The sequence below is a fragment of the Burkholderia sp. BCC0097 genome (assembly GCF_902832985.1).
GTDB classification, from domain to species: domain Bacteria; phylum Pseudomonadota; class Gammaproteobacteria; order Burkholderiales; family Burkholderiaceae; genus Burkholderia; species Burkholderia orbicola.
In genome coordinates, this window is sequence record NZ_CADFDM010000004.1 from 249,058 (window position 1) to 273,555 (window position 24,498).

Below are 24,498 nucleotides of genomic sequence, written 5' to 3' on the forward strand. Positions count from 1 at the left end.
AGGCGACCAATGTACCGTTTGCGCCTTTCCCGGATAATCCAGAAGATGGCGAAAATATCCTTCGGAAGGGGCGAATAATGCTGCTCGACAACCTCGCGCTGTTCCTGCGCATCGTGGAGAAGGGCGGGCTGGCTGCGGCGGGCCGCGAGGTCGGCCTGTCGCCGGCCACGGTGTCCGAGCGGCTGACGGCGCTCGAGCGCCACTACGGCGCGGCGCTGCTCACGCGCACGACGCGCGCGATCAGCCTGACCGACGAGGGGCGCACGCTGGTGGACGGCGCGCGACGCCTGCTGGCCGAGGCCGACGAACTCGAAAGCCGGGTGCGGCTGGGCGTGCAGACGCTGTCGGGGCCGGTGCGGCTGAGCGCGCCGGCCGATCTCGGGCGCGAGCGCGTGGTACCCGTCGTCGACGCGTTCCTGGCCGAGCATCCGGGCGTGACGGTCGACTTGCATCTCGGCGACGGGTATGTCGATCTCGTCGGGCAGGGGCTCGATTTCGCGATCCGCCGCGGCATGCTGGCGGACAGTTCGCTGCGCAGCCGTTCGCTCGGCCGGGCGCGGCGCGTGGTGTGCGCGTCGCCTGCGTATCTCGCCGCGCATGGCACGCCCGCACATCCGGACGCGCTGGCTTCGCACGACTGCATCGTGATGCGCTTCGGCCAGGAGCTGTATGCCGAATGGCCGTTCAGCATCGATGGTGTTTTGAAGCGGGTGGTGGTGCGCGGCCGGCGCGTTGCCAACGACGGGGCGCTCGTGCGCGCGTGGTGCATCGCGGGGCACGGCGTCGCGCTGAAGTCGCTGGTCGACGTCGAACGGGATCTGGCGTCGGGCTTACTCGTCGAGATCCTTCGCGACTTCTCGCCGGGCGAAGTCGATCTGCAGATCGTCTATCCGGGCAGCGTCGCGCAGCCGCGGCGCGTACGGGCGTTGATCGACCGGCTGGCGGAAGCGCTGGCATAGAAGCACGTTGCCCGCGCGCGGCCTGCGAGACGTTGCGGCGACGATTCCGCTGCGATCGCAGCGAATGCCGACAGTGCATACCGACGAACGACATCACGCACGAAAATCGTTCTTCAAACCATTTGCCCACGTTTCGTCATTTAGCTAATATTCAAAACGTCAAACGAATCCGAATCCCGATGGACGACGTCACCCGCATCAGCGCCCTGGCCAACGAAAGCCGTCTCGCCGTGATGCGCTGGCTCAGGCAGCCGCGCAAGCATTTCCCGCCGCAGCCGCATGGCGATTTCGACGAGCTCGGCGTGTGCTGCACGTACATCACCGAGAAGCTCGGCATCGCGCCGGCCACGACCACGCGCCACATGCGCATCCTTGCGGACGCCGGCCTCGTGCAGGCGACCCGCGTCGGCAAGTTCACGTACTACAAGCGGATCGACGGCGCGCTGCAGCAGCTCGGCCGCGATCTCTCGCAACTCTGACCCTGACCGAGGCACCCGACATGGACGAACTGGCACTGCTGGCCGACGCCGACCGGCGCGCGCACGCGTACCTGGCTGCAACGAACGAACGGCGCGCGTTTCCCGATGCGGCAGCACTCGCCGGCCTCGCCGCGTTCGACGAGCCGCTGCCCGATACGGGCCACCCGGCCGACGGCGTGCTGCGCCTGCTCGACGAGCACGGTACACCCGCGACGGTCGCATCGAATGGCCCGAACTACTTCGGCTTCGTGATCGGCGCGACGCTGCCGGCCGCGGCGGCGGCCGAGCGGCTGATGCTCGCATGGGACCAATGCGCGTCGTCGTACGCGAATTCGCCGGTGGCCGCGACGCTCGAGCGCCAGGCCGCGCGCTGGGTCGTCGATGCGCTCGGGCTGCCCGAAGGCAGCGCGGTCGGCTTCGGCACGAGCGCGACGGCCTGCACGCTCGTCGCGCTGGTGGCCGCACGGCGGGCGCTGCTCGCACGCAAGGGCTGGGATATCGATGAAGACGGCCTGATCGGCGCGCCCGAAGTGAAAGTCGTGATCTCCGCGCTCGCGCACATCACGGTGAAGAAGGCGCTGCGCGTGCTCGGCTTCGGGATGAAGCGCATCGTCGTCGCGCCGGTCGATACGCACGGCCGGATCGACCCGGCGCAGTTGCCGCCGCTCGACGACATGACGATCTTCTGCGTGCAGGCGGGCGAAGTGAACACCGGCGAATTCGATCCGTTCGCGGCATTGATCCCGCCCGCGAAGGCGGCCGGCGCGTGGGTGCACGTGGACGGCGCGTTCGGCCTGTGGGCGCGGGCCTCGTCGAAGCGCGCATTGACGGACGGCATCGACGGCGCGGACAGCTGGACGACCGACGGTCACAAATGGCTCAACACGCCGTACGACGGCGCGATGGTGATCTGCCGCGACGCGGCCGCGCTCGCCACCGCGATGAACAGCGACGCCGTCTACCTGAGCGGCGCGCAGGATGCGCAGAAGAACCTGAACCTCGAATTCTCGCGACGCGCGCGCGGCATTCCCGTGTGGGCCGCGCTGCGCTCGCTCGGCCGCGCCGGCGTGGCGACGATGGTCGAGCGGCATTGCGCGCAGGCGGCGCGCGTCGCGGACGGCCTGCGTGCCGCCGGCTACGACGTGTTGAACCGCGTCGTGCTGAACCAGGTGCTCGTGCGCGCCGGCAGCGACGAGGAAACGGCGGCGATCCTCGAAGCCGCGCAGGCGTCGGGCGACGTTTGGTTCGGCGCGACCGTATGGCAGGGGCGGCCCGCGTTCCGGATCAGCGTGTCGTCGTGGCGCACCGAGGACGCACACGTCGATCGGCTCGTCGCGTTGCTGACGAAGCTACGCGGCGTGCACGTCGGTTGAGCGTCACACGTCGTCCGCGGTCTTAACGGTTGCGTGCGCAACCTTATGGCGTTCGATGATGTGCGATGCGCCTGCGGGCTCGCGACACATCCGCAAGCGTGAAAATATCGGACAATAGCTGCTGCGCGGGCCGCGCCGGCATCGCGTCCAACAGAAAACAGCAGCATTCACGCTTGCGAGATCCCCATGTCGACTCCCTTTCCCCGGGAACTGCTGAAGGCCGCCGATATCGCGAAGATGGAACCGTCGCGCGAGGTGCATTCGCTCAATCCCAATGCCGTGCGTCTGAAGCGGCAGCTCAGCGACCTGACCGGCCTGACGCAATTCGGCGTTCATCTGCTCACGCTGATGCCCGGCCACGAATCGGCCGAATATCACCGTCACCTGTACGAAGAGGAATTCGTGTACGTGCTGTCCGGCACCGGCACGGTGACGATCGGCGAGCACGCCAGTGAAATCGGGCCCGGCGATTTTCTGGGCTTTCCGCGCGGCGGCGAAGCGCATACGGTGCAGAACACCGGCGATGCGCCGCTGGCGCTGCTCGTCGGCGGGCAGCGGCTCGAACATGACGTGTGCGAATACCCGCGCGTCGGCAAGCGGCTTTATATCGCGGGCGAGCTCGAGGATTATGTCGAACTGCCCAGGCAGCCGTGACGGCCGCTTGCACGGCATCTTCGGAGAATCGCTGCAGCCGGCGGCTGTCTGCCTACATCGATGCGTCAGATTCCTTTTCTTGCGTTTGCGCTCTCGGCCCTCGTGCCCGGCCTGGTGTGGTCGTATTTGACCGACGATCCCGGTTCGCTCAGATATTCCGTTCCAATCGCCTACTTCGGCACGGCAGCGTTTGCGATTCCGCTATATCTGCTGGTCACGAAATACGGGCGTGTTTCCGTCGTTTCATCGTGCCTGTGCGGCAGCATCACGGGGTTGCTGACGTGGATTGCCAGCTATTTCATTTACACCGTCATCTGGGATGACGACGTTTTCAAGGAGGGCTTGTCGGTCGCGTTGGGATGCTTGGCGTTCGTGGGCCTGGGGGCAGGGGCGGGCTTCGTGTTCTGGCTCATGCATCGTTGGCAGCGAGCCGGAGGATGAATCCGCTTGGTGCGAGCGGGGCGGCGACCCGATGAACGACTTGCGGCAGGTTGAAGTTCGACGACGCGCGATGCCGCCCGATTCACCGGGCAGCGCCGCCGGCAGGCAGGAAGGGGCCGGATCGATTGCGCTTCGATCCTGTGCCCCGTCGCGCTTATGATGCGGGAACGCCACTGACAGGGTTCCACGCCATGGACGCGCCGCTTCCGCCGATGTCTGCCCCGATTGCCGAAACGGCACCTGAAACCGAAACCGCCGGCGAGCCGCGCGCGTCGCGCGTGCATCGGCCGGTCGCGCTCGTCACCGGCTCGACGTCGGGGATCGGCGCGGCCGTCGCACGGCGTCTCGCGGCCGACGGCTACGCGGTGATCCTGCATTCGCGCAGCTCGGCCGACACCGGCCGTGCGATGGCGCGTGAACTGGGCGGCGCATATGTGCAGGCCGATCTCGCCGACGATGCCGAGCGCGTGCGGCTGATCCGCGATGCGCTCGCCGTGCACGGGCGGCTCGACGTGCTCGTCAACAACGCGGGCGCCAGCCGCGTGATTGCGCATGACGACCTCGCGGCCGCCACGCCCGACGTGTGGCGCGAAATGCATGAAATCAACGTGATCGCGCCGTTCCGGCTGGTGGCCGAAGCGGAGGCGGCGCTGCGCGAAGCGGCGTCGCACGGGCGGGCCGGGTGCGTCGTGAACGTCAGCTCGCATGCCGGCGTGCGGCCGAAGGGCGCTTCGATCCCGTATGCGGCCGCGAAGGCCGCGCTCAATCACACGACACGGCTGCTCGCCCGCACGCTCGCGCCGGCGATTCGCGTCAATGCGGTCGCGCCGGGGCTCGTCGATACGCCGCTGACCGCCGACTGGACGGACGCGCAGCAGCTCTGGCGCGAGCGCGCGCCGATGCGTCGCGCGGCGACGCCGGACGATATCGCACAGACGGTCGCGATGCTCGTCGCGTCCGATTACGTGACGGGCGAGATCGTGATGCTCGACGGCGGGTTGAATCTGACCTGAGGCGGCTGAGGCGGTAATGCAGTGATGCGGCGGCGCGCAGGCATCGCGTGTTGCGCAACCGCCGAGGTCGTTCGTACGCGCGATCGATCAGCCGAGGTTCGATCGCAGCCGCGCGAGCGCCTGCTCGTGCGTGCGCTCGAACTTCAGCGGCGTGACCGCGATATACCCTTCGCCCAGTGCGACCGTTTCCGAATCCGCATCGTCGTCGCGCGGTGCACGCGCAAGCTTCAGCCAGTGATAGTCGATCTCGCGCGGATCGCGTCCCGACACGATCTCGACACCCTGCAGCGTGCCGGCGCCCTGGTTCGTCACCTTCAGGCCGCGCACGTCGTCGGCCGGCCGCGGCGGGAAATTCACGTTGAGACACGCGTCGCTGTCCCAGCCGGCCGCGACGAGCCGGCGGATGACGTCCGGCGCATGCGCGAGCGCGGTGCCCCACGGCACCGCGTTGCGATCGGTGAAGGCCTGGCTCAGCGCGATGGCCGGCACGCCGACCAGCATGCTCGTCATTGCCGCGCCGACCGTGCCGGAAAACACCGTTTCGGTGCCGAGGTTCGCGCCGCGATTCACGCCGGACAGCACGACGTCGGGCCGCGCGCCGTTCATCAAATGGCTGACCGCGATCGCGACGCAATCGCCGGGCGTGCCGCGCACCGCGAAGCGGCGCTCGCCCTTGCGATGCACGCGCAGTGGTTCGTGCAGGCTCAGCGAATGCGACGTGCCGCTCTGGTCTTCGGCCGGCGCCACGATCCACACTTCGCGGGCGAGTTGCGTGGCGACCTGTTCGAGTATGTCGAGGCCGGGGGCATCGAATCCGTCGTCGTTGGTGAGCAGGACACGGTCGAACAGCGGGCGGGTTGCTTGCATCGGGACGATCCTCGTGAAGGGCAATGAGCGGGGAAGTGCGGCGTGGCGCAAGCCACAAGGCTAGCACTCCGGCGTGAGGATCGTCGTGTCGCGCCCGTGGCGCCGGTCAGCGCGGACGTGAAAACGGGCGCATCGTGCGCCCGTTCGTCGTGTCGTGAAATGGATGTGCCAGCGTGGCGGGCCGGAACCGTTCAGCCGAGCAGGTAGCGCAGCAGGCCGGCCGACACGACGCCGACGATGACCGTCGGCAGGATCGACAGGCGCGTCGCTGCGATGAGCGTGACCGCGAGCGCCAGCAAGTCGGCCGGGCGCGTCGACACGAAGGCCGGCGCGATCACCGAGATCAGCACGCAGCCCGGCACGTTCTCCATCACCGACGCCATCCGCGGGCTCAGCGTGCGGTTGCGCAGCAGCACGTAGCCGAGGATGCGCGACAGGTAGGTGGTCGACGCCATCAGCACGATCGTCGCGACGGTGCCGAAATCCGGAAGCTCAGGCATCGCGCGGCTCCCACAGCAGCGCGGCGATCAGCCCCGCGCAGGCGCCGGCCGCGACATACCACGCACCGGGCAGCGCGAGATGGGTAGCCGCCGCGACGACGAGGCTCACGAACCAGGGGCGGCTCGCGCGCACGCCTTTCCACATCCCCCGCAGGAGCACCAGAAACACGGCCGTGAACGCCATGTCGAAGCCGTACTGTTCGACGTTGCCGATCGTCGGGCCGACCGCCGCGCCGAGCGTCGTCATCGAGATCCACGTCAGGTAGAGCCCCATGCAGATGCCCGCGTAATAGGGCACGCTGATGTGCGTGGCCGAGTGCTCGCGCGCGTCGGCGAGCGACATCGCCCAGCTCTCGTCGCACATGAAGAACAGCGCGACGAATGCGCGGCGGCGCGGCAGGCGGCGGATATACGGCTCGAACGCGGCGCCCATCAGGATGTGGCGCGAATTCACGAGGAACGACATCGCGACGATCAGCGCGATGTGCGGCGGCGACGTCCACAGATGGATCGCCGCGAATTCGGAGCCGCCGCCGAAGTTCAGGCCCGTCATCATCGGCACCTCGAACAGGCTCAGCCCTTTCTGCGCGGCCTGCGCGCCCAGCACCAGCGCGAATGGCACGAAACCCAGCATGACGGGCAGCGCCGCGCGCAAACCGCGACCCATCTCGGCGACATAGGCGGGCCTGTCGCGAAGCCCGGACGACGTTGAAACGCTACTGCTCATCACTCCTCCTTCGGGGGAGGGATTGTCTGCTTTTTTGACTCGAATCGGGTTGCGTTGTCGCCAGATTTTTCTCAGAATTTGGCATTGAACGCGTGATACGCGAATTTTTTGGAATCGGATGCCACATGAAACTTGACGCCATCGACCGCCGGATCCTGAGCGCGCTGCAGCGCGACGGCCGCATGCAGAACGTGGAGCTCGCGCACGAGGTCGGGCTGTCGCCGTCGCCGTGCCTGCGGCGCGTGCGGCTCCTCGAGGAAGCCGGCGTGATCGAGAAATACGTGGCCGTGCTGAATCCGGCGAAGGTCGGCAAGGGGCTGACGATCTTCACGCGCGTATGGCTGAAGGGGCAGGACGCGGAATCGGTGAACCGTTTCGCCGAGGCCGTCCAGCAGATGCCGGAAGTCGTCGAATGCCACCTGATGGCCGGCGACTGCGATTTCCTGCTGCGCGTCGTCGCGGCCGACATCGACGATTACCGGCGCTTCCAGATGGAATACCTGACGCGCATCCCCGGCGTGCTCAGCGTGAAGACCGACATTCCGATGCAGAAGGTCAAGCTCACGTCGGCGCTACCCACCTGAAGCGGGGCGGCCGCGCGGCGGCGCGTCGACGAGCAGTCATGCCGCGGTGACGATCGCCCGATAAACTGATGCGGTGCGCTACATCGCATGGTTTGCCGGTGCGGTCGCGCACTGTTCGATGTGCAAGCAACTAACGGTCAATGTCGACGCGCTCGGCCGAGCGGCGCTGCGTAGCGCGCCGGGGTTACGCGTCGGCGCGAATGCGTTTCTTCCTGTCGAGCCCTACATGCAGCCATTCAATACGCCGTGGAATTCGCTGGAAATCGTCAAGCTCGTGCTCGGCGTGCTGACGCCGTTGTCGGTCGCGTGTCTCGGCTGGCTCGTCGCGCGCCGGCTGAAACGGCTCGAGCTCGTGCAGTGGACCAACCAGCGGCTGATCGAGAAGCGGCTCGCGCTGTACGACGCGGTCGCGCCCCAGCTCAATGCGCTGCTGTGCTTCTACACGTGGATCGGCTACTGGAAGGACATCTCGCCGGACGACGTGATCCGCGCGAAGCGCGACCTCGACCGCACGTTCCACATCTACCGCTACCTGTTCGACGACGACGTGTACGACGCGTATCACACGTTCATCCACGCGCTGTTCGAGATGCATACGGGGCCGGGCCGCGACGCGCGGATCCGCTCGCTGATCCAGGCGCCCGACGGCGATCGCAGCGTGCACGGTTCGTATGAATGGAAGCCGGTGTGGTCCGAGCGTTTCTCGACCGCGAATGTCGTGTCGAAGGACGACGTGCTGCGGCACTACACGCGGTTGATGGAGCGGCTGCGCGTGGCGCTGGGGGCGACGCGCTGAAGGGTTCTGCGCCTGGGCGCCTCGCGCGTCATGCCGGTATCGAATCCGTCATGGACGGCCGACTGCTTTGAGCGCGCGTGATTCAGGCGAACGAGATCACGAGCGTCTTGCCGCAAGCCGCCGCATACTTGCGCAGCGTATCGACGGACGGGGAATGCTGCCCCGTTGCGAGCGCGCGCTCGAGTCGGGTAATGGCGGGTGCTTTCGTGCCCATGCGTGCCGCCACGTCGGCTTGCGACAAGCCCGCTTCTCGGCGCGCAGCCAGCATCGCGTCGAGCAGCGCGAATTCCTCGCGATTCAATCGTTCGTATTCCGTGCGCACCGCGGGATCGGCCAGTGCCCGCTCACGTAGTTCCTTATACGTTGCCATCTCGAACCTCCTTCAAGCGACGACGCGCGATTTCCAGTTCCTTCAGCGGCGTCCTTGGCGTTTTCTTCACGAAACAGTGGAGCATGACGATACGCCGCTCGACGATCGCCCAGTAAAACACCCGCGCAATACCGTCCGCGCCCTTCAGTCGCATCTCATACAGGCCGTTTCCCATCGATTGGGAGTGCGGTTCCCCCAGATGCGGGCCGTACCGTTCCATGCGGTCCGCGAGTGCAAAGTACCGGGCAAGCAGCGTCGTCGGCAACGACGCTACGCCTTTCGCTACACGCTCATTGAAGAACTGGATCTCGTAACCATGAGTCGGCATAGTAACAAATATGTTATATCGATACAAGAACGATGACCGACCGCGGAAGCGGACATAGGCGGCGGGTCAGAAGTGAGGGGAGTGCGCGACCGTACTTCTTCGGTCGGAGAGATCGGTGAGGATGTGCGGACCCGAATGCGCTCGGGAAATTCGGGTCCGGAAAGCAGTGTGGCCGAGTATCAGGGTGGACTGCGCGCCAAGAAATCGCGACGGGGTTAGTTCCGCCCCGCCACCGCGAGCCGCGCCGCCAACCCCACGAACACCGACCCGAGCAGATACTGCGGCACCTTCGACGGTCGGCGGCGCGCGCCGATCCGCTGGCTCAGCCGGCTCGCGGAGAGAATCACCGCGCCGTTCGCGACGAGCCCGATCAGGTTGAGCACCGTCGCCAGCACGAGAATCTGCACGGTGATCGAACCCTGTTCGGGCCGCACGAACTGCGGGAACAGCGCGAGCACGAACAACGCCATCTTCGGGTTCAGCAGGTTGGTCGTCAGCCCCTGGCGGAAGATCGTCGCGGTCGAGCGGCGACGTTGCGACGCGACGGGCGACAGCGCGGTCGCGTCCGAACGGAACGTTTTCCAGGCGAGATACAGCAGATACGCGGCGCCGGCGAAGCGCACGACGTCATACGCGAGCGGCACCGCGACGAAGAGCTGCGACAGACCGAACGCGGCCGCGAGCGCGTGACAGTAGGTACCGGCCTGAATGCCCGCGAGCGTCGCGAAGCCGGCGCGCCGGCCCTGGCTCACGCTGCGGGAGGCGATCAGCAACATGTCGGGGCCGGGCGTGATGGTCAGCGCGAGACACGCGCCGGAGAACAGCGCGAGCGTGGAGAGGTCGATCATGGCAGTCCCTTTTGCTGGTGCGGCGTAAAAGGGAACTCAGTGTAGGAGGGCGCGCGAGGCCGGTCAATCGAGCGAACGGACGATGGCCGGACGGCACGAATCGCGTGCGCATGCATCGCCGCATGCGCGGCCTGCACACCGCTCACTGTTTGCGACAGCCAACCTGATAGTCGATCACGGTGTTGGCCGACGGCTCATCCGGTTCGCCGCCCACCGTCGTCACGCCCAGCACGCCGGCCGCGTTCCGGTAGCGCAGCGCGCAATATCCGACGCCGGTGCCCGAACATGCTTCGGCTTCGACGATGCCGTGCTTCGCGAGCGTTGCCGCCCCGTCCATGGCATCCGGCTTCTCGCGCGGTCGCAGCGGCTGCCAGCCATGCGCGATCAGTATCTTGCGCGCCACGTCGAGCGGCTTGGCATACACGTTCGGCACGACCGCGCGGCCGTCGCAGAACGTGCGCTCGGCGGCGACGCGGGTCAGCCGCAGGCCGCCGCTTGCTTCATGCAGTTCACCGACGGGTGCGCCGGGGCCGTTGCCGCCCCACACGAGCAGCGCGCCGTTTTCCATGCGATCGACCGTGCCGAGCTGCCAGCCCGCCTTGCGTGCCGTATAGCCGAGCGCGACGAGCGTCGTGTCGTCGAATACGCCGATATTGCCGTTGCGCGCGAAGCAGATCGCGCTCGTGCCGGCGTTGAATCCGCTCGCGAAGGTCACGACCGTGTAGCGCCCGAGCGGTGCCTCGGACGTCACGATCCAGTTGCGCCGCGCGACTTCGCGGCCGGCCGCCGTGGTCGTTTTCGCGCGATATTGCGTGCAGAACGGATCGAGCGAACCGCTTTCAGGCGAGTGCGGCAGCGTGCCGAGCGGCACGAGCGATGCCCCGGCGATATCGGAGCCCGTGCGCAGCGGCTCGGCCGATGCCGTGGCGCCGAACGGGGTGCCGGCAAATATCGCGATCGAGATGATCGAAGCAAGATGGCGGGTGAGCGGTGAGGCAACGGAAAGAAACACGCAGGCTGTCTCCGGGGGAAAGTGGGACGGGCGTGGCAATCGCCTTTTTTCGCCCGTCTGTCACAGTCGCGCGCATCGCCCGGCGGCATGCGCGCGCGTTTCGCCGCCGACTCAGCCCTTCGCGACCACGTCGATGCGCAGCGCTTCGCCGCCCGCGACGATCGCCAGCAGACGATCGACGTTCGGGTGCGCGCCCGGGCGATTGCGCGCGTCGGCCGTATGTTCGGCGAACACCGCGAGGCCGTGCTCGGCCGCTTTCGCGTCGAGCGTGCCGAACGCCTGCTTCAGATAGTGGTACACCGCGAGCGAGCCCTGCTTGCCCGGCTGGTTCTCGATGGTCGCGACCACGTCGCCGTTCGCGCCGATGAGATCGATGCGCGCGATGCCGTCGATGGCCGGCAGTTGCGCGAGGTTGTCCTTGAATACTTCGGTCGGTTGAATCACTGAAAACACTCCGTCGGTTCGGTCATGGGCCAAGGTGCGTGGCCGGCCGTATCTTATCCGATCGGCTTAGGCGCACCGGCCCGCGTGCCGGTGCCGGCCGTGCGCCACGCGAGCGCCGCGCCCGCGAGCTGCAGCGTGCTGCCCGTCAGCATCGCAACGCCGAATACCGCGCCGATCATCCGGGTCACGTTCATCGGCGACGCCGCGTGCGGCGTCATGACCGTCCGGTACCGGTCAGCATGCCCGCCTCGCGCGAGCGCTCGATGTCGGGGCTGCGATACGCCCGCTCGGGAATCTCGGCGAGCCGCGACGCATGCACTTGCTGCGGCGCCAGCCCGTAGAACTTCTGGAAACTCATGATCAGCGGCGACCACTTGTCCGGATCGATGCGATCCGGATGACCGTCCATCAGCAGGTCGGGATGCGCGTGCACGCGTTGGATGCGCACCTCGAACACGCGGATGCGGCCGCGCAGGTCGGGCAGGTCGTCGCCGATGCCGTGCGTGGCCGCGACGACCGCCTCCATATGCACCGGACATTCGAGCGCACGCGGCGGCGCGACGGTGTGCGACGCGGCTTCGGTGAGCCCGGCCGTGCCGAACTTGTCGGGCTCGAATACGTAGCCTTTCGCGCGCTTGCCGTCGGGCACCGGGTACGTGCCGGTCGTGCGCGCGATCCGGTCGACCGCGTCGGCCTGCGCCGACGACGGCAGGTTCAGCACGCACTCGCCGGTGCGCAGCAGGTTGCGGGTGGTCTGCGAGCTGGCGGCGATGCCGATCACGCCGCGCCAGCCGAGCCAGAACGCCGACGAGATCGGCGCGAGATTGGCCGTGCCGTTTTCGTTCAGCGTGCTGACCAGCACGACGGGCGTGCCGAAGTACAGAATGTTCAGTTCGGTGACGCAATGCGGCGCATTCATGGTCGAGTCCTTCGTTGACGGGATCGGTTCCCATGCTGATCCAGTCGCGGCGGCGCGGCGCTCCGAATCTTGTCGTGTCATTCTGAAAGGCGCACAAAAAGGGGGCTGGCGCCGCGCCGGGCCGAGCCGAGCCGGCAGCGCCCGGCCTTTTCCGCTACAGTAAGAAATCGAAGGCTGCATCCGCGCATCACGCTGGCGCGTGCAGTCACGTTCCGCCAACGCACACGAGGGCCTGATGGACACCGAGCAACGCTATACCGCCAACGCGCCGACCCGCGCGGAAGTCGACGCACTGGGCGGCGCTACCGTCATCGAATTCGGCGCGAACTGGTGCGGGATCTGCGCAGGCGCGCAGCCCGCGATCACGGCGTCGTTCTCCGCACATCCTGCCGTGCGGCACCTGAAGATCGAGGACGGCCCCGGCCGTCCGCTCGGTCGCTCGTTCGGCGTGAAGCTGTGGCCGACGCTGGTCTTCCTGCGCGATGGGGTCGAAGTCGCGCGCGTCGTGCGCCCCGCCGATGCGAAACAGATCGAAGCCGACGGCTTCGCCGCGCTGGCCTGAGGTCATGGCGATGCAACAGGCGATTACGCACGTCGGTGTCGATACGCGCGGCAGCGGGCTCGTCGAAGTCACGCCGCAGGTGCGCGCGTTCGTCGACCAGCAGGCGATCCGCACCGGCCTGCTCACCGTGTTCTGCCGCCATACGTCGGCGTCGCTGCTGATCCAGGAGAATGCGGACCCGTCGGTGCAGCGCGATATCGAACGCTATTTCGCGACACTCGCGCCCGAGGATGACACGCGCTATGAACACGACACCGAAGGCGCCGACGACATGCCCGCGCATCTGCGCACGGCGCTCACGCAGGTGCAGTTATCGATTCCGGTCGAGCACGGACGCATGGTGCTCGGCACGTGGCAGGGGATTTATGTGTTCGAGCATCGCCGCGCGGCGCACCGGCGCGACATCGTGCTGCATCTGATCGGCGAATAAGCGAGCAGACGAGCGGGCGAGCGGGCGGAAGCGCATGACGCCGCGCTGCCGCGCGGCTCAGGCGAGCAGCTTCTCGACGAGCGCGCCGAGCTCGCGCAGGTGAACCGGCTTCGGCAGGAACGCGTCGAATACCCGCTGGTTCTCGCGCAGTGCGGCCGATTCATACGCGCTGACGCCGAGGATCGCCGGATGCCGGCCGTCGTCGTCGGGTTGCGCCATCGCGCGAATGCGCCGCGCCACGTCGAATCCGCTCAGGTCCGGCAGTTCGAGATCGAGTACGACGAGATCGTAGCGGCCCGTACCGAAGCGCGCGACGCCTTCCTGTCCGGTGCTGCACTGATCCGCCTCGAGGCCGAGCGCCGACAGCATCGCGCCGAGCGTTTCGCGCGCGTTGTCGTTGTCGTCGACCACCAGCGCGTGCCGGCCGCGGTGCGCCGGTACGGCCGGCAGCGCGGGCACGTCGCCAGCCGCGGTGCCGGCCGTGTCGACGGCGGGCACTTCGACGGGCAGCGTCACGACGAACTCGCTGCCTTCACCGACCACGCTGCGCACGTCCACATGCCCGCGCAGCGTCGTCACGATTTCGCGCACGACCGCGAGCCCCATGCCGATCCCGTCCACGTGCAGCCCGACCGCGTCGTTCGCGCGATAGAACGGCTCGAAGATCTTCGACAGATGCTGCTTCGCGATGCCCGCGCCGGTGTCGCGTACGGCGATCCTCACCTGCTGGCCGGCCGGCGCGTCGGCGAGCGTGATCGCCACCGTGATCGAGCCGCCGGTCGTGTACTTGACCGAGTTCTCGATCAGGTTCGACAGCACCTGTCGCAGCAGCTTGCGATCGGAACGGATCGCGAGGCCGGGCGGCTCGACGTGCTGCGTGACCGTGATCCGTTTCGTCGCGATCCTCTCGCGCAGCGGCTCGAGCGCCTCGGCAAGCAGCGGCGCGATGCCGACGGTATCGAGTTCGGCGACGCGCTTCGTCGAGCGCAGCTTGATGTAGTCGGTGAGGTCCTTGACGAGCGCCTCCAGCGACAGCGCGGAATTCTGCAGCCGCCGGATCGTCTTCAGGTTCGCGTCGGACTGCGGGCGCGCGAGCAGGATCTCGATCGATCCGCAGATCGCCTGCAGCGGCGTACGCAGCTCGTGGCTGACCATCCCGAGGAACGCGTTCTTCGCCTCGATCATCTCGAACGCGCGGTCGGACGCCTTGCGTTCCGCATCGAGCGCCGCGTTTTGCCGCTCCAGCAGATCGTCGCGCGTGCGCATCGTATAGAACAGCAGCAGGAACAGCGCGCACAGGATCACGCCGAGCACGATGCCGAGGATCAGGATCGCGCGCTGCTTGTCCTTCAATTGATGGAACGTGAAATCGCGCTGCGCCATTTCGATCGCGCGGAAGTAGTTCGCGAGGCCGTTGACCTTCGGCCAGTACGCATTGACTTCGTCGATCACCTGACGCGCCTGCTTCGGCGAGTCGCGCAGTAGCGGCACCTCGCGCTTCAGGCGCGTCATGAATTCGCCGAGCGCGTCGATCTCGTTGCGCGCGCGCGGGATGCGCAGCCAGTATTGGGACACCTCCGACGGCCGCTGCAGGAACCCGAACGACACCGACAGGCTGTCGAGCTGCATCTGCACGTGATCGAAATCGTCGTCCTCGTGCGTCGCGTAGAGAATCAGTTGCCGGTCGAAGCGCGTATAGACGTTGCGGTATTGCGCGGCGGTCCAGAACACGCTTTCGCGCGGCCCCTCGAGCACGCCCTCGTTGACCGAGGTAGCGAGGAGATCCCACAGCAGGAACGCCCACGCGGCGAACCCCATGATCCACAGCGAGCCGAGGACCAGGATGATTTTTCTATTTTTCCATCGCCGCCGCGTCATGTCACTTCACGGTCAGACCGATGATCTGCCACGCGAACTTCGCTTCGCCGAGCGGCGTCTTCAGCTCGTCGGGATACTGGTCGCGCGGATACATGATCCACAGCGGGCCGTAGTTGTCGTTGCCGAGCACCTTGCCGTTCATCGTCCGCGCGAGGATCACGCCGTACCTGGCGGCATCGGACACGGGAATCGTGAACGTGTATTCGTCGATGCAGCGGAATTCGATCTGCGTGCCGTGCGCGCCGACCGTCTTCAGCACGTCGGACAGGCGCGGCCCGGTGAAGGTCGCTTTCGGCGTCCAGCTCGTCGACGTGACGATCGTATGCTGCGGCAGCGCCATCAGCGCCTGTTCGGAAAAGACGTAGGTCATCTTCCCCTGCTGGTTGCTCTTGCTGATCTTGCCGTCGACGGTGAACGTGAACGACGACGCGGCCCACGCCGCGACGGTCATCCCGAGCAGGCAGGCCGTCAGCAGGCTTTTGATCCAGATGGTTGAAACGCGCATGTCTTTCCCTCGGTCTGGTGGTTCGTGTGGCGGGTCTTCGTTCCCGGTGCCCGGCTCCGGGTTTTCAGTTCGTCGCCGCCGCCGTCGCCGCCGCCGGCGGCGTGAGTTTCAGTTCACGGGCGACTTCCGCGAACAGGATCGGCAGGCGCACCGGCTTTTCTTCGCAGCGCGCGTTGTAGTGCGACACGATGTGCGCGATTTCGTCCTCGCTCGCTTCGCCGGTCGAGATCTTGCCGGTCAGCAGGAAGATCGGCGCGCCGCTGTTCTCGCTCGAGCGGATGCCGCGCACGAGTTCGGCGGCCGTCTGGTCGCCGAGCATCCAGTCGAGGATGTAGCCGTCGAAATCCTCGACTTCCAGCGCCTTGCGGAAGCTCGCGCCGTCGAAGTACGGAATCGCGTTCACACCTTTCTCGATGAAATATTCACAGACCGTTTCGGCGACGTCGTGCGAATCGTCGACCACGGCGATGCGCGCTGCATACACGTTCGGCTGTGCCGAGCGCAGCTCGATCACGTCGACCGGATACGTGCGACCCTCGCGCGCGTGCTCGCGCTCGGTGACGATCCATTCGCCCTGCCACTGCAGCGCGACGAAATCCGTTTCGATCTGGCTGGTGGCCTTCGTCGAGATCGCGGCGCGGCAGCGCAGGCGCTTCGACTCGATCACGAACGTCGCGTCGATCATCTCGGCCGCGGCCGGCTGCGTGCCCTTGTCGTCGAGCAGGATCGCGGGCGGCACGCCGAAGTGCGTCGCGATGTCCTGCAACTGCGACAGGTTCCACGGGATCAGGCCCTTCATCTTGCGCGTGACGACCGAGAAGCTCAGGCCGAGCACGTTCGCGATCGTCGTGTTGTGACTTCGCGGCGGAATGCCGTTCCGGTTCAGGAGATCGCGCACCTTGTTGGCGGTGATGAGATCGACGTTGGCCTGCTCGGTGGTGGACATCTCGATGGGGTCTCCAGGGGTTTTTGGCGAGGGAGAGCATATCAAAACTGACGTGTCACGCAAACTTCAAACACGCCAAGGGCCTTGACATGCCGTTTTTCTCCATTATTATTGCTCACCACGTCACTATTGTTTGTTGCGTCATGTTTGGAGATCGTTGCTGGCCCCGGTCGGGCAGCGAAAATCGGCAGCAATGAAATAGTGACGGAACGATTCGAAGAGAGAACCTGAGAGAGCCTAGGACTGCGTGTCGGCGTTGGCGGATGGAATTGTATCCGCTGCGCCGCGCGCAACCAGGTACGAGCTCACGGGGTGGGATAGCTCGAAGAATTGCGGCGCCAATAAAACTTGAGGAAAGTACCCATGTATCGCCGTTTACTCGCACCGGGGCTGCTGTTGCTGTTGGCCGCGTGCGCGCAGGATCCGTCGGTCACCGCCGGCACGGTACGGATCTGCGACGACACAGGATGTTCCGATCGCCCTAAAGATCAGGTCTCCTATCAAAAAAGGGACGATGCGGAAGACCGGGACGATCCGCGCATCGCCGCGCTCAAGCAAACCGCTAAAACCCAGCCGAAGGCCGCCTACGACCTCGGCCTGCGCTATTTCCGCGGCGACGGCGTGCGTCAGGACAGCTACCAGGCCCTCAAGTGGATGCGCGAGGCCGCCGAGCGCGGCGACCTGAACGCACAGAAGGCGCTCGGCAGTTTCTACCTGTTCGGCCTCGAGGAAATGGGCTCGGATGCGCGCGAAGCGGAGAAGTGGCTGTCGATCGCGGCGGGGCGCGGCGACAAGGAATCGAAAAAGCTGCTCGAGCTCGCGCGCAAGGCGAAGAAAGAAGACGAAGAAGACTGGAAATGGCGCACGCAGTGGCGTGACACCTATTACGGGTACTGGTACTCGGGCTATCCGTACTACGGCGTCTGGCAGCAGACGTACTGGTACTACTGACCGGGCATCGCGCAACGGGGGCAGCCGCGGGGAGACCACCATCGCGCGCCACGCCGGGGGGCTTATCGAAGTTCGCACGGACACATAAGCCGAACAACGACTCTAATCGATCGACAACGACATGAAGACCAACCTTTCCCAACGTCTCACTCAAGGTGCGCTGGTGGCAGCGCTTGGCGCGTCCGTCGCGGGCTGCGGCGGCGTGGTGACGCCCGGCGGCCAGAACGCTGGCGTGACGGGCGCGGCGGCAGGCGGCGCGAGCGCCGGCGCCGATTCGCAACTGCAGCGCTGCACGTCGCCGCTCGGCACGATCGCGGTCGACGACGGCCGCAACGCCGACTGGTGGGGCCAGTTCGGCAGCGCCACCAAGGTGACGAGCATCGATCCGCTGCTGCGGCTGGCCGTGCAGCAGTCGAACTGTTTCGTGATCACGTCGATCGGCAACCAGAAGAGCGACGCGCGCCTGTCGCGCATCACGCAGCTGCAGCGCAACTCGGGCGAATACCGCGCGGGCTCGAAGCAGCAGAAGGGCCAGCGTGTCGCGGCCGACTACTACATGGAGCCGCAGATCGTGATCAACGATTCGCCGATCGGCGGGATCGGCAGCATGATCGGCGGGCTGATCGGCAACAGCGCGGTGGCGGCGGTGGCGGGCCACCTGCAGACGAAGGCGTCGGTGGTGACGCTGACGCTGTTCGACGTGCGCTCGGCGGTGCAGATCGCGGCGTCGGAAGGCAGCTCGACGGCGACCAACTACGGCGCGGCGCTGGGCGGCTTCGGCGGCGGGGTGGGCGGCGCGCTGGCGGGCTTCTCGTCGACGCCGGAAGGCAAGGCGACGGTCGTCGCGTTCATCGACGCGTACAACAAGATGGTCGTCGCGCTGCGCAGCTACAAGGCTCAGGACGTGAAGGGCGGGCTGGGCCGCGGTGGCCAGCTGCAGGTGAACTGATGTTGCCGGGCCGGCGGGGCTGCCGGCCGCTTGTTAATTCCTGATTCTTGATGATCGGTGCGTGCGGCGTGATCCGCGCGTGCCGGCTTCGTTCGTCCTGTTCGTTCAGAAGGTGATCCCGATGAAAGCCGTTGCACTGATCGCATTGACCTGCCTCGCGCTGACCGCTTGCGGCGGCGACGATAATTCCTCGCCCGCTGCATCAGGCGGATCGGGCACGAGCAACAACGGCGGCAGCGGCGGGACGGGCGGCACCGGTTCGGGCGGAACGGGTTCCGGCGGTAACGGCTCGGGCGGTTCGGGGGGCTCGGGCGGCGGCACGCTGACGTGGCGCTACGAAGCCCAGCCTGTCGCGGCCGACAAGGCGAGCTTCCTGACGCTGGTCAACAACGAAGGCGCGAAGGGCTATCGCTATCTGGGCGACTACTTCTACACTGCGGGCAATGGCGGAACGCAGTCGATCTTCGTGAACGACGGCACCGCGCAGACCTACACGTACCAGCTGCAGACCGCGCCGGCCGACATGACGTCCTTCGTCAACGCGGCCAACGCGCAAGGGGCGAGCGGCTACCGCTACGAAGGGCCGCTCACGTACGGCGATCTCTATCGCAAGGATGGCGGCTCGTCCGCCACCTACACGTACACGACGACGGGCCTGCCGGCCGATGCGAACGCATTCCTCACGCAGGCGAACGGGCAGGGCCAGTCGGGCTACTGGTTCCTTGGCCCGATGGCGGTGGGTGCCGTGCAGGCGAACGTGTACATGAAGAACAACGCGTCGAACGCGACCTATACGTACGACGCGCTGGCGCCGACGTCGACCGTTAGCGACTTCATCGCACAGGCCAACAGCGAAGGGGCGAAGGGCTATCGCGCGAAGGGCGGGATGGCATTCGGCACGACGATCTCGTGGATTTACGTGAAGGACCAGACGCAGTCGCCGACCTTCGCGTACCAATCGGCCGCGATCCAGTCGACCGGCGCGAACTTCGTGCAGCAGGCGAACACGTTCGGCGCGCAAGGCGCCGCGTATCTGAGTGACATCGCGCTCGGCACCACCGTGCCGCCGGTGATGGCGTCGTTCTATTTCACGCCGAAGAACTGCACGGGCTTCCTGTGCACGACGCTGAATCCGCTTACGCAGAACTGAGCGGGTGTTTTCGGCGCGGCGGCACGGGATGGGTTCCGTACCGCCCACGTCGTATCGGGTGCCTCAGGCGCGCTGTGTCCACCGTGGGTGCGCCTTTTGCCGCCGGCTTGCCGGCGGTATTTCATGTGCGCGGCCGCTCGCCGCGAATCGACGACGCGGCCTGTCGGAGCGGGTCCGTCCACCGACGCGATTCCGCGATGAACTCTCGTTCAAGTTCAAAATCACATTCCAATAATATCGGACGTGTACTAAAAGGATAATACACGACTGATTTTCGCAGAGTCGTTTGGCATGATCGGGACATCGCTATCCCGAATGTACCCATCGTGACGCCCGGTCCGGCAGTGAATCTGCCGCATGTCCGCATCCCCGGGCGCCGTCACGTCGAGCCATGCCATACAGCACACTCCAGTCCATTCGCCGCTACCAGAGCATCTCGATGTTCGGCGGCGGCATCGTCGTCACGGTCCTGATTCTGATCGCCTGCGGGCTCGGGATCACGTCGATCGTATACGGCTATCTGGACGGCGAGCGGCGCAATTTCCTGAACGGGGTGGAGGAAACAGTCGATCAGGTGCAGGTGGCCGAGACGTCGTTCCGCAACGGCGTCGCGAATACGCAACTGATCTGGCGCGAACTCGGCGCGGCGCCGGCGGATGTCACGAAGGCGTTCTTCGATAACGGCCAGCAGCTTGCAATCACCCCGTATCCATCGCTCGTGGTCGGCGTGCCGGGGCAAACCGCGCAACGCACCGAGGTCGGGCGTTACCTTGCGCTCTCGTTCCTGCTGTCCCGCATCTGTGCGGCGAGTTCGATCAATCGCGGGCGCACGCTCGAGGGTTACCACTACAGCACGCGAACCGGGATGTTCGGGCTCGTGCCCCACCTGTCGCGCGACAACCCGGCGCTCGCGTCGGCCGACGCGCGCGCGAAGGTGTTCGATGCGCTGCACGTGGATTTCGACGACCGGCCGCCGGCGCCGAACGACGGCCGGCCGAATGTCCATTGGCTGCCCCCTTATCTCAATCCGGTCACGGGGCAGGCGCGCATCCGGCTCGCCGCCGAGGCCCGGTCCGACGGCCAGCCGTTCGCGGTGCTGGTCACCGAATACGCGCCCGGATATCTGCTGTCATGGCTGCCCGAGCGCACGCAGGCCGGCGTGTTCTTCATTACGTCCGCGGACAACCGGCTCATTGCGATCGATCCCGGGGTCGAGCGCACCCACGCGCTGAGCGAGCGCTTGTTGAACCTCGACGTCGTACACGACGATCGTGCATCCGGCGAGCCGCTCTTTCGCGACGGTGCGATCGTGTTCCGCAGCAAGCTCGCGGCGACGGGCTGGACGATCGCGTATGCGCTCTCCTGGGCCGACGTGGCAGCCGGTATCGGCGTGCAGGCCGGATCGCTGGCGGCGACGACGCTCGTCACGATCGTCGTGATGTGGCTGCTGCTCGTGCGATTCCACCGGCGCGTGCTCGTGCCGGTCTACGCGCGCTCGGCGCGCGTGTTCGACAGCGAGGCGCTGTGCCGCAGCGTGATCGCGATGGCGCCGGTCGGTATCGGCCTCGTGTCGCTGTCCGACCGGCGGGTGATGCTCGCGAGTGACGCGCTGACGCAGATGTTGCTGCCGCACGGCGGCGATCATCATGCGCTGTCCGCGCAGGTGCTCGAGAAGTACGACTCGTTCGTCGCGGACGGCGGGGCAGGGCGGACGATGACGACCGAGTGCGTACTCGATGCACACGGCGATGCGCCGCTGCATCTGGAGGTCATCGCGCACAGCGCGCGTTACGAGGGCGAGGACGTGCTGATCGCCGCGTTCGCCGATACGAGCGCGCAGCGCCGTCTCGTGCACCAGCTCGAGGAAGCGGTGCGCGCGGCCGATTCGGCGAATGCGGCGAAGTCGTCGTTTCTTGCCGCGACGAGCCACGAGATCCGCACGCCGCTGAACGTGATCCTCGGCAATCTCGAACTGCTCGAACGCACGGCGCTCGATGCGTCGCAGCAGAGCCGCGTGCAGACGCTGCGCGTGTCGGCCGAAGGGCTGCTCGCGATCGTCAGCGACATTCTCGATTTCTCGAAGATCGAAGCCGGCGCGATGTCGGTCGAGTCGATCGAGTTCGACGTGATTGCAGTGATCGAGCGTGAGCTCGCGGCATTCGCGCCGGTCGCGAAGGCGAAAGGGTTGCCGCTGTTCGCCGATATCGACGCAAGCGGCACCCAGCGCATGCGCGGCGACCCGACACGGCTCGCGCAGGTGGTCGGCAACCTGTTGAGCAACGCGATCAAGTTCACGAGCGAAGGGCGCATCGTCGCGCGCGTGGCGGTGGGACGAAGCCCGCGCGGTGCGCCCGAGCTCGCGATCGGCATCGAGGATACCGGCATCGGAATCGACCCTGCGCAACGCGCGAGGCTGTTCAAGCCGTTTTCGCAGGTCGACGCGTCGATTACGCGGCGGTACGGCGGCACGGGGCTTGGCCTCGCGCTGTGCGATCGGCTGGTCGCGGCGATGGGCGGGGCGATCGCGGTCGATAGCGCGCCGGGCATCGGCAGCCTGTTCACCATTCGCCTCCCGTTGCGCATGAGCATCGCACCGAAATGTCCGGCCGGCGCGGGGGCGGGCGCCGGCAAGACACTGATCGTCGTGTCGCCGGAGGACGCATGGCGCGCGTTCGCGTTTCCGCATCTGCGTGCATGGGGCTTCGACGTCGCGATGCATCCGAGTCCGATCGGGATTGCCGCCGGGTGCCTCGCGCGCGCTCACGCGATCGTGCTCTTCGGCGATTCCGATCAATGGCGGCGCGAGGAGCTCGACAGTCTAGGCGGTGGGGCGCCGGTCGTACTGGCCACGCCGGACGGCCCGATGCAGCCTGACGTCGCGGGCCGCACGATCCGTGTGTCGAGCTATTCGCTGAACGGATTGCGCACGGCGATCGAGCAAGCCCGCGTCGCCACGGCCGAATTGCGGCGCGGGCGGGGCCGCGCCGCCGATGCCGCCCGGCCGGCGCTGCCGGCTTCCAGCGCGCGTGTGCCACGCGTGCTGATCGCCGACGACGCGGCGGTCAACGGATCGATTTTCCGCGAGCAACTCGACGTGCTTGGCTGCACGGTCCGGTGCGTGTCGTCCGGTGGCGCGGCGCTCGACACGCTTGCTGGCGGCGCATGGGATGTGCTGCTGCTGGGTGCCGACCTGCACGACATGTCGGCGCGCGAGCTGGCGGAGGCCGTCCACGCGCGTGCGCTGCCATGCGAGATGATCGTCGTCGCGTCGCATCTCGCGCCCGACGACGCCCGGCGTTACACGGCATCGAACGTCGAATGCGTGCTGACCAAGCCGGTGACGCTGGCCGACCTGCGCCGCGGTCTGGCACGCATCGCGCGGCGGCGCGGAATCACGTTTCCCGCCGGTGCGGCGGACGAGCGGCCGGGGGCGAGCGTCACGGCGGCCGCCGCGGCGCATTGGCCGGGACGATAAAAAAGAAGCGACGTCGGCGCGGCGGAGATCGCCTGCGTCGGAACGGGGAAGGCAGACACGCCGCATCGCTTCGGTGCCGCGTGATTTCGACTGAAGAAGGAAGGGTAAGGCCGTGCGCTATATGGGAAAGGTGTTCGGGTTGCTGCTCGGATTTGCGACGCTGCCGGAGAAATCCAGACGGGATTTCCTCACGAAGCTGAACGAATTCATGATGATGTCGCCGTCGCAGAAGCGGAGGATCATCACCGAGTGGCAGCACGCCGCGGATGACGGATCGGGCGAATCCGATCCATCCGCGGTCAAGCGTTAGACGGCGGCCTGGGCCGCCCTGCGGGACGCAATGGATCGACGGCGTGGGGGCGCCGCCGATCGGTTGCGTGCGGGCGTCGGATCAATGCAGGTTCATGCAGCAACAACGCCGTGCGCGGCGAGGCCGAGGTCGCATCGGGTCGGTGCAGGCGCAGGCCGCCATGCCGCATTGCACCGCCGCGAAGCGGAACCCGGCTATTATCTTAAAATTACGCTGCGCACCGCCCGGTTCGCCGAACGTTGCGACGCGACCGTGTTGCAGGCTGGATTCGAATCATGGCGCGTCGCACAACATGGCACGTTAGGCCGCGTGTATCGGGAGAAGAACAGAGATGGATGAATTTTTTGTGCGAGTGATGGTCGCGGACGATCATCCTTCGTCCGCACTCGGGATGTCGCAGGCGCTCGCGGGCAGCAGCACGATCAAGCTGCTGGGTACCGTCTCCAATTCGACCGACCTGGTGGCGATGCTCGATGAACAGCAGAGCGACGTGCTCGTGGTCGATTACGTGATGCCCGGCGGCAAGTACGGCGACGGCCTGTCGTTACTGTCGTTCCTGCAACGCCGCTATCCCGCGCTGCGCCTCGTGACGATCACGATGATCGACAACCCGAGCGTGCTGCTTGCGATCCAGAAGCAGGGCGTGGGATGCATCTTGAGCAAGTCCGATGCGATTTCGCACCTGGTCGGCGCGGTTCATGCGGCGTTCGTCGGAGCGAACTATCTGTCTCCGTTCGTCAAGAAGCTGCTGGAGGAGTGTCAGCCGTCCGCAGGTATCCGTACGCTGACTGCCCGCGAGATCGAAGTCGTGCGGCTGTACGGGGCTGGCCTGACGGTCGGCGAGATCGCGGTGCAGCTGCACCGGAGCAAGCAGACGATCAGTTCGCAAAAATCGAGCGCGATGAAGAAGCTCGGCATCGTCCGTGATGCGGACCTGATTCGGTACGCGAGCGAAGGCCAGTTGCCCGAATTGCCGGCGACCGATGCCTAGACGGGCAACCGGCGGGCAGCACCGAGCGACCCGGACG

Annotated in this window: 29 protein-coding genes; 16 read left to right on the top strand and 13 right to left on the bottom strand. The window is 66.6% G+C overall.

Going from position 1 to position 24,498, the window contains the following annotated elements; all coding sequences use genetic code 11:
- Nucleotides 1-77 precede the first annotated feature (77 nt).
- The 6 genes from HWX07_RS14830 to HWX07_RS14855 all read left to right on the top strand — a co-directional run bounded on the left by HWX07_RS14830 (nt 78) and on the right by HWX07_RS14855 (nt 4,919).
- Entirely contained in the window at nt 78-959 is an 882-nt protein-coding gene (locus HWX07_RS14830; protein WP_175876715.1) for a LysR family transcriptional regulator, read from the top strand.
- A 179-nt stretch (nt 960-1,138) separates the two neighbouring features.
- Nucleotides 1,139-1,438, top strand: a complete 300-nt coding sequence (locus tag HWX07_RS14835) for a metalloregulator ArsR/SmtB family transcription factor (RefSeq protein ID WP_023477208.1) — start codon at nt 1,139-1,141, stop codon at nt 1,436-1,438.
- Between the two features lie 20 nt (nt 1,439-1,458).
- Nucleotides 1,459-2,811, top strand: a complete 1,353-nt coding sequence (locus tag HWX07_RS14840) for a pyridoxal-dependent decarboxylase (protein ID WP_175876716.1) — start codon at nt 1,459-1,461, stop codon at nt 2,809-2,811.
- 186 nt (nt 2,812-2,997) lie between these two features.
- Entirely contained in the window at nt 2,998-3,465 is a 468-nt protein-coding gene (locus HWX07_RS14845; RefSeq protein ID WP_175876717.1) for a cupin domain-containing protein, read from the top strand.
- Nucleotides 3,466-3,525: 60 nt separating this feature from the next.
- Entirely contained in the window at nt 3,526-3,906 is a 381-nt protein-coding gene (locus tag HWX07_RS14850) for a hypothetical protein (RefSeq protein WP_175876718.1), read from the top strand.
- A 191-nt stretch (nt 3,907-4,097) separates the two neighbouring features.
- A complete protein-coding gene (locus HWX07_RS14855) occupies nt 4,098-4,919 on the top strand; it encodes an SDR family oxidoreductase (protein WP_175876719.1) in 822 nt (273 codons plus the stop codon).
- 87 nt (nt 4,920-5,006) lie between these two features.
- On the opposite strand, the gene surE is transcribed toward HWX07_RS14855, so the two are convergent.
- The 3 genes from surE to HWX07_RS14870 all read right to left on the bottom strand — a co-directional run bounded on the left by surE (nt 5,007) and on the right by HWX07_RS14870 (nt 7,013).
- Nucleotides 5,007-5,786, bottom strand: a complete 780-nt coding sequence (gene surE, locus HWX07_RS14860) for a 5'/3'-nucleotidase SurE (protein ID WP_124550044.1) — start codon at nt 5,784-5,786, stop codon at nt 5,007-5,009.
- A gap of 191 nt (nt 5,787-5,977) precedes the next feature.
- Entirely contained in the window at nt 5,978-6,286 is a 309-nt protein-coding gene (locus tag HWX07_RS14865) for an AzlD family protein (protein WP_124700045.1), read from the bottom strand.
- Nucleotides 6,279-7,013 carry an AzlC family ABC transporter permease gene (locus tag HWX07_RS14870; RefSeq protein WP_175876720.1) on the bottom strand — a complete coding sequence of 245 codons (735 nt, stop codon included), beginning with the start codon at nt 7,011-7,013 and terminating at the stop codon, nt 6,279-6,281. The genes HWX07_RS14865 and HWX07_RS14870 overlap by 8 nt, the downstream gene beginning before the upstream one ends.
- A 125-nt stretch (nt 7,014-7,138) precedes the next feature.
- Here HWX07_RS14870 and HWX07_RS14875 point away from each other — a divergent pair, with 125 nt between their 5' ends.
- Together HWX07_RS14875 and HWX07_RS14880 are read left to right on the top strand one after the other, a co-directional pair.
- Nucleotides 7,139-7,597 (top strand): Lrp/AsnC family transcriptional regulator, encoded by a 459-nt coding sequence (locus HWX07_RS14875; protein ID WP_006486309.1) that lies wholly within the window; start codon nt 7,139-7,141, stop codon nt 7,595-7,597.
- Nucleotides 7,598-7,823: 226 nt separating this feature from the next.
- Entirely contained in the window at nt 7,824-8,393 is a 570-nt protein-coding gene (locus HWX07_RS14880) for a hypothetical protein (protein ID WP_011548437.1), read from the top strand.
- A gap of 82 nt (nt 8,394-8,475) precedes the next feature.
- Here the strand turns inward: HWX07_RS14880 and HWX07_RS14885 are convergent, their stop codons facing one another.
- The 7 genes from HWX07_RS14885 to HWX07_RS14915 form a co-directional block, all read right to left on the bottom strand.
- The gene (locus HWX07_RS14885; protein WP_012338842.1) at nt 8,476-8,763 is read right to left on the bottom strand and encodes a helix-turn-helix transcriptional regulator; all 288 of its coding nucleotides are present in this window, start codon (nt 8,761-8,763) and stop codon (nt 8,476-8,478) included.
- Complete coding sequence (locus HWX07_RS14890; RefSeq protein WP_308054887.1) at nt 8,750-9,028, bottom strand: type II toxin-antitoxin system RelE/ParE family toxin; 279 nt, start codon at nt 9,026-9,028, stop codon at nt 8,750-8,752. Before HWX07_RS14890 ends, HWX07_RS14885 begins: the two co-directional genes overlap by 14 nt.
- Before the next feature lie 278 nt (nt 9,029-9,306).
- Nucleotides 9,307-9,939 (bottom strand): LysE family translocator, encoded by a 633-nt coding sequence (locus HWX07_RS14895; RefSeq protein WP_175876722.1) that lies wholly within the window; start codon nt 9,937-9,939, stop codon nt 9,307-9,309.
- A gap of 142 nt (nt 9,940-10,081) precedes the next feature.
- A complete protein-coding gene (locus tag HWX07_RS14900) occupies nt 10,082-10,951 on the bottom strand; it encodes a hypothetical protein (protein WP_175876723.1) in 870 nt (289 codons plus the stop codon).
- A gap of 111 nt (nt 10,952-11,062) precedes the next feature.
- Entirely contained in the window at nt 11,063-11,395 is a 333-nt protein-coding gene (locus tag HWX07_RS14905; RefSeq protein ID WP_175876724.1) for a DUF2322 family protein, read from the bottom strand.
- A gap of 53 nt (nt 11,396-11,448) precedes the next feature.
- Entirely contained in the window at nt 11,449-11,613 is a 165-nt protein-coding gene (locus HWX07_RS14910; RefSeq protein WP_244129991.1) for a hypothetical protein, read from the bottom strand.
- The gene (locus HWX07_RS14915) at nt 11,610-12,314 is read right to left on the bottom strand and encodes a flavin reductase family protein (protein ID WP_175876725.1); all 705 of its coding nucleotides are present in this window, start codon (nt 12,312-12,314) and stop codon (nt 11,610-11,612) included. The genes HWX07_RS14910 and HWX07_RS14915 overlap by 4 nt, the downstream gene beginning before the upstream one ends.
- Nucleotides 12,315-12,549: 235 nt before the next feature.
- Here HWX07_RS14915 and HWX07_RS14920 point away from each other — a divergent pair, with 235 nt between their 5' ends.
- Together HWX07_RS14920 and HWX07_RS14925 are read left to right on the top strand one after the other, a co-directional pair.
- Nucleotides 12,550-12,876: a thioredoxin family protein gene (locus HWX07_RS14920; protein ID WP_006485487.1), complete on the top strand. Its 327-nt coding sequence runs from the start codon at nt 12,550-12,552 to the stop codon at nt 12,874-12,876.
- Nucleotides 12,877-12,886: 10 nt separating this feature from the next.
- Nucleotides 12,887-13,306, top strand: a complete 420-nt coding sequence (locus HWX07_RS14925; protein WP_011548430.1) for a secondary thiamine-phosphate synthase enzyme YjbQ — start codon at nt 12,887-12,889, stop codon at nt 13,304-13,306.
- A gap of 57 nt (nt 13,307-13,363) precedes the next feature.
- Here HWX07_RS14925 and atsR read toward each other — a convergent pair whose 3' ends face one another.
- The 3 genes from atsR to HWX07_RS14940 all read right to left on the bottom strand — a co-directional run bounded on the left by atsR (nt 13,364) and on the right by HWX07_RS14940 (nt 16,635).
- Nucleotides 13,364-15,184 carry a hybrid sensor histidine kinase/response regulator AtsR gene (gene atsR / locus HWX07_RS14930; protein WP_175876726.1) on the bottom strand — a complete coding sequence of 607 codons (1,821 nt, stop codon included), beginning with the start codon at nt 15,182-15,184 and terminating at the stop codon, nt 13,364-13,366.
- A 1-nt stretch (nt 15,185) separates the two neighbouring features.
- Entirely contained in the window at nt 15,186-15,689 is a 504-nt protein-coding gene (locus tag HWX07_RS14935) for a molybdopterin-dependent oxidoreductase (RefSeq protein WP_027806411.1), read from the bottom strand.
- A 64-nt stretch (nt 15,690-15,753) separates the two neighbouring features.
- Nucleotides 15,754-16,635: a helix-turn-helix domain-containing protein gene (locus tag HWX07_RS14940; protein WP_175876727.1), complete on the bottom strand. Its 882-nt coding sequence runs from the start codon at nt 16,633-16,635 to the stop codon at nt 15,754-15,756.
- Between the two features lie 363 nt (nt 16,636-16,998).
- Between HWX07_RS14940 and HWX07_RS14945 the strand changes: the two genes are divergently transcribed.
- The 6 genes from HWX07_RS14945 (at nt 16,999) to HWX07_RS14970 (ending at nt 24,461) form a co-directional block, all read left to right on the top strand.
- Nucleotides 16,999-17,586 (top strand): SEL1-like repeat protein, encoded by a 588-nt coding sequence (locus HWX07_RS14945; protein WP_175876728.1) that lies wholly within the window; start codon nt 16,999-17,001, stop codon nt 17,584-17,586.
- Nucleotides 17,587-17,707: 121 nt separating this feature from the next.
- A complete protein-coding gene (locus HWX07_RS14950) occupies nt 17,708-18,535 on the top strand; it encodes a hypothetical protein (protein ID WP_011545763.1) in 828 nt (275 codons plus the stop codon).
- Nucleotides 18,536-18,656: 121 nt separating this feature from the next.
- Nucleotides 18,657-19,685 carry a hypothetical protein gene (locus HWX07_RS14955; RefSeq protein WP_175876729.1) on the top strand — a complete coding sequence of 343 codons (1,029 nt, stop codon included), beginning with the start codon at nt 18,657-18,659 and terminating at the stop codon, nt 19,683-19,685.
- 391 nt (nt 19,686-20,076) lie between these two features.
- Complete coding sequence (locus HWX07_RS14960) at nt 20,077-23,160, top strand: ATP-binding protein (protein WP_175876730.1); 3,084 nt, start codon at nt 20,077-20,079, stop codon at nt 23,158-23,160.
- A gap of 121 nt (nt 23,161-23,281) precedes the next feature.
- Entirely contained in the window at nt 23,282-23,470 is a 189-nt protein-coding gene (locus HWX07_RS14965) for a hypothetical protein (RefSeq protein WP_175877105.1), read from the top strand.
- A gap of 331 nt (nt 23,471-23,801) precedes the next feature.
- A complete protein-coding gene (locus HWX07_RS14970; protein WP_089468959.1) occupies nt 23,802-24,461 on the top strand; it encodes a response regulator in 660 nt (219 codons plus the stop codon).
- The last annotated feature ends 37 nt before the right edge of the window (nt 24,462-24,498 follow it).

Excerpts from the sequence above, each read along its gene's own strand:
- HWX07_RS14830 (WP_175876715.1), top strand. The coding sequence starts at position 78 with ATGCTGCTCGACAACCTCGCGCTGTTCCTGCGCATCGTGGAGAAGGGC.
- HWX07_RS14835 (WP_023477208.1), top strand. The coding sequence starts at position 1,139 with ATGGACGACGTCACCCGCATCAGCGCCCTGGCCAACGAAAGCCGTCTC.
- HWX07_RS14840 (WP_175876716.1), top strand. The coding sequence starts at position 1,459 with ATGGACGAACTGGCACTGCTGGCCGACGCCGACCGGCGCGCGCACGCG.
- HWX07_RS14845 (WP_175876717.1), top strand. The coding sequence starts at position 2,998 with ATGTCGACTCCCTTTCCCCGGGAACTGCTGAAGGCCGCCGATATCGCG.
- HWX07_RS14850 (WP_175876718.1), top strand. The coding sequence starts at position 3,526 with ATGCGTCAGATTCCTTTTCTTGCGTTTGCGCTCTCGGCCCTCGTGCCC.
- HWX07_RS14855 (WP_175876719.1), top strand. The coding sequence starts at position 4,098 with ATGGACGCGCCGCTTCCGCCGATGTCTGCCCCGATTGCCGAAACGGCA.
- surE (WP_124550044.1), bottom strand. The coding sequence starts at position 5,786 with ATGCAAGCAACCCGCCCGCTGTTCGACCGTGTCCTGCTCACCAACGAC.
- HWX07_RS14865 (WP_124700045.1), bottom strand. The coding sequence starts at position 6,286 with ATGCCTGAGCTTCCGGATTTCGGCACCGTCGCGACGATCGTGCTGATG.
- HWX07_RS14870 (WP_175876720.1), bottom strand. The coding sequence starts at position 7,013 with ATGAGCAGTAGCGTTTCAACGTCGTCCGGGCTTCGCGACAGGCCCGCC.
- HWX07_RS14875 (WP_006486309.1), top strand. The coding sequence starts at position 7,139 with ATGAAACTTGACGCCATCGACCGCCGGATCCTGAGCGCGCTGCAGCGC.
- HWX07_RS14880 (WP_011548437.1), top strand. The coding sequence starts at position 7,824 with ATGCAGCCATTCAATACGCCGTGGAATTCGCTGGAAATCGTCAAGCTC.
- HWX07_RS14885 (WP_012338842.1), bottom strand. The coding sequence starts at position 8,763 with ATGGCAACGTATAAGGAACTACGTGAGCGGGCACTGGCCGATCCCGCG.
- HWX07_RS14895 (WP_175876722.1), bottom strand. The coding sequence starts at position 9,939 with ATGATCGACCTCTCCACGCTCGCGCTGTTCTCCGGCGCGTGTCTCGCG.
- HWX07_RS14910 (WP_244129991.1), bottom strand. The coding sequence starts at position 11,613 with ATGACGCCGCACGCGGCGTCGCCGATGAACGTGACCCGGATGATCGGC.
- HWX07_RS14915 (WP_175876725.1), bottom strand. The coding sequence starts at position 12,314 with ATGAATGCGCCGCATTGCGTCACCGAACTGAACATTCTGTACTTCGGC.
- HWX07_RS14920 (WP_006485487.1), top strand. The coding sequence starts at position 12,550 with ATGGACACCGAGCAACGCTATACCGCCAACGCGCCGACCCGCGCGGAA.
- HWX07_RS14925 (WP_011548430.1), top strand. The coding sequence starts at position 12,887 with ATGCAACAGGCGATTACGCACGTCGGTGTCGATACGCGCGGCAGCGGG.
- atsR (WP_175876726.1), bottom strand. The coding sequence starts at position 15,184 with ATGACGCGGCGGCGATGGAAAAATAGAAAAATCATCCTGGTCCTCGGC.
- HWX07_RS14935 (WP_027806411.1), bottom strand. The coding sequence starts at position 15,689 with ATGCGCGTTTCAACCATCTGGATCAAAAGCCTGCTGACGGCCTGCCTG.
- HWX07_RS14940 (WP_175876727.1), bottom strand. The coding sequence starts at position 16,635 with ATGTCCACCACCGAGCAGGCCAACGTCGATCTCATCACCGCCAACAAG.
- HWX07_RS14945 (WP_175876728.1), top strand. The coding sequence starts at position 16,999 with ATGTATCGCCGTTTACTCGCACCGGGGCTGCTGTTGCTGTTGGCCGCG.
- HWX07_RS14950 (WP_011545763.1), top strand. The coding sequence starts at position 17,708 with ATGAAGACCAACCTTTCCCAACGTCTCACTCAAGGTGCGCTGGTGGCA.
- HWX07_RS14955 (WP_175876729.1), top strand. The coding sequence starts at position 18,657 with ATGAAAGCCGTTGCACTGATCGCATTGACCTGCCTCGCGCTGACCGCT.
- HWX07_RS14960 (WP_175876730.1), top strand. The coding sequence starts at position 20,077 with ATGCCATACAGCACACTCCAGTCCATTCGCCGCTACCAGAGCATCTCG.
- HWX07_RS14965 (WP_175877105.1), top strand. The coding sequence starts at position 23,282 with ATGGGAAAGGTGTTCGGGTTGCTGCTCGGATTTGCGACGCTGCCGGAG.
- HWX07_RS14970 (WP_089468959.1), top strand. The coding sequence starts at position 23,802 with ATGGATGAATTTTTTGTGCGAGTGATGGTCGCGGACGATCATCCTTCG.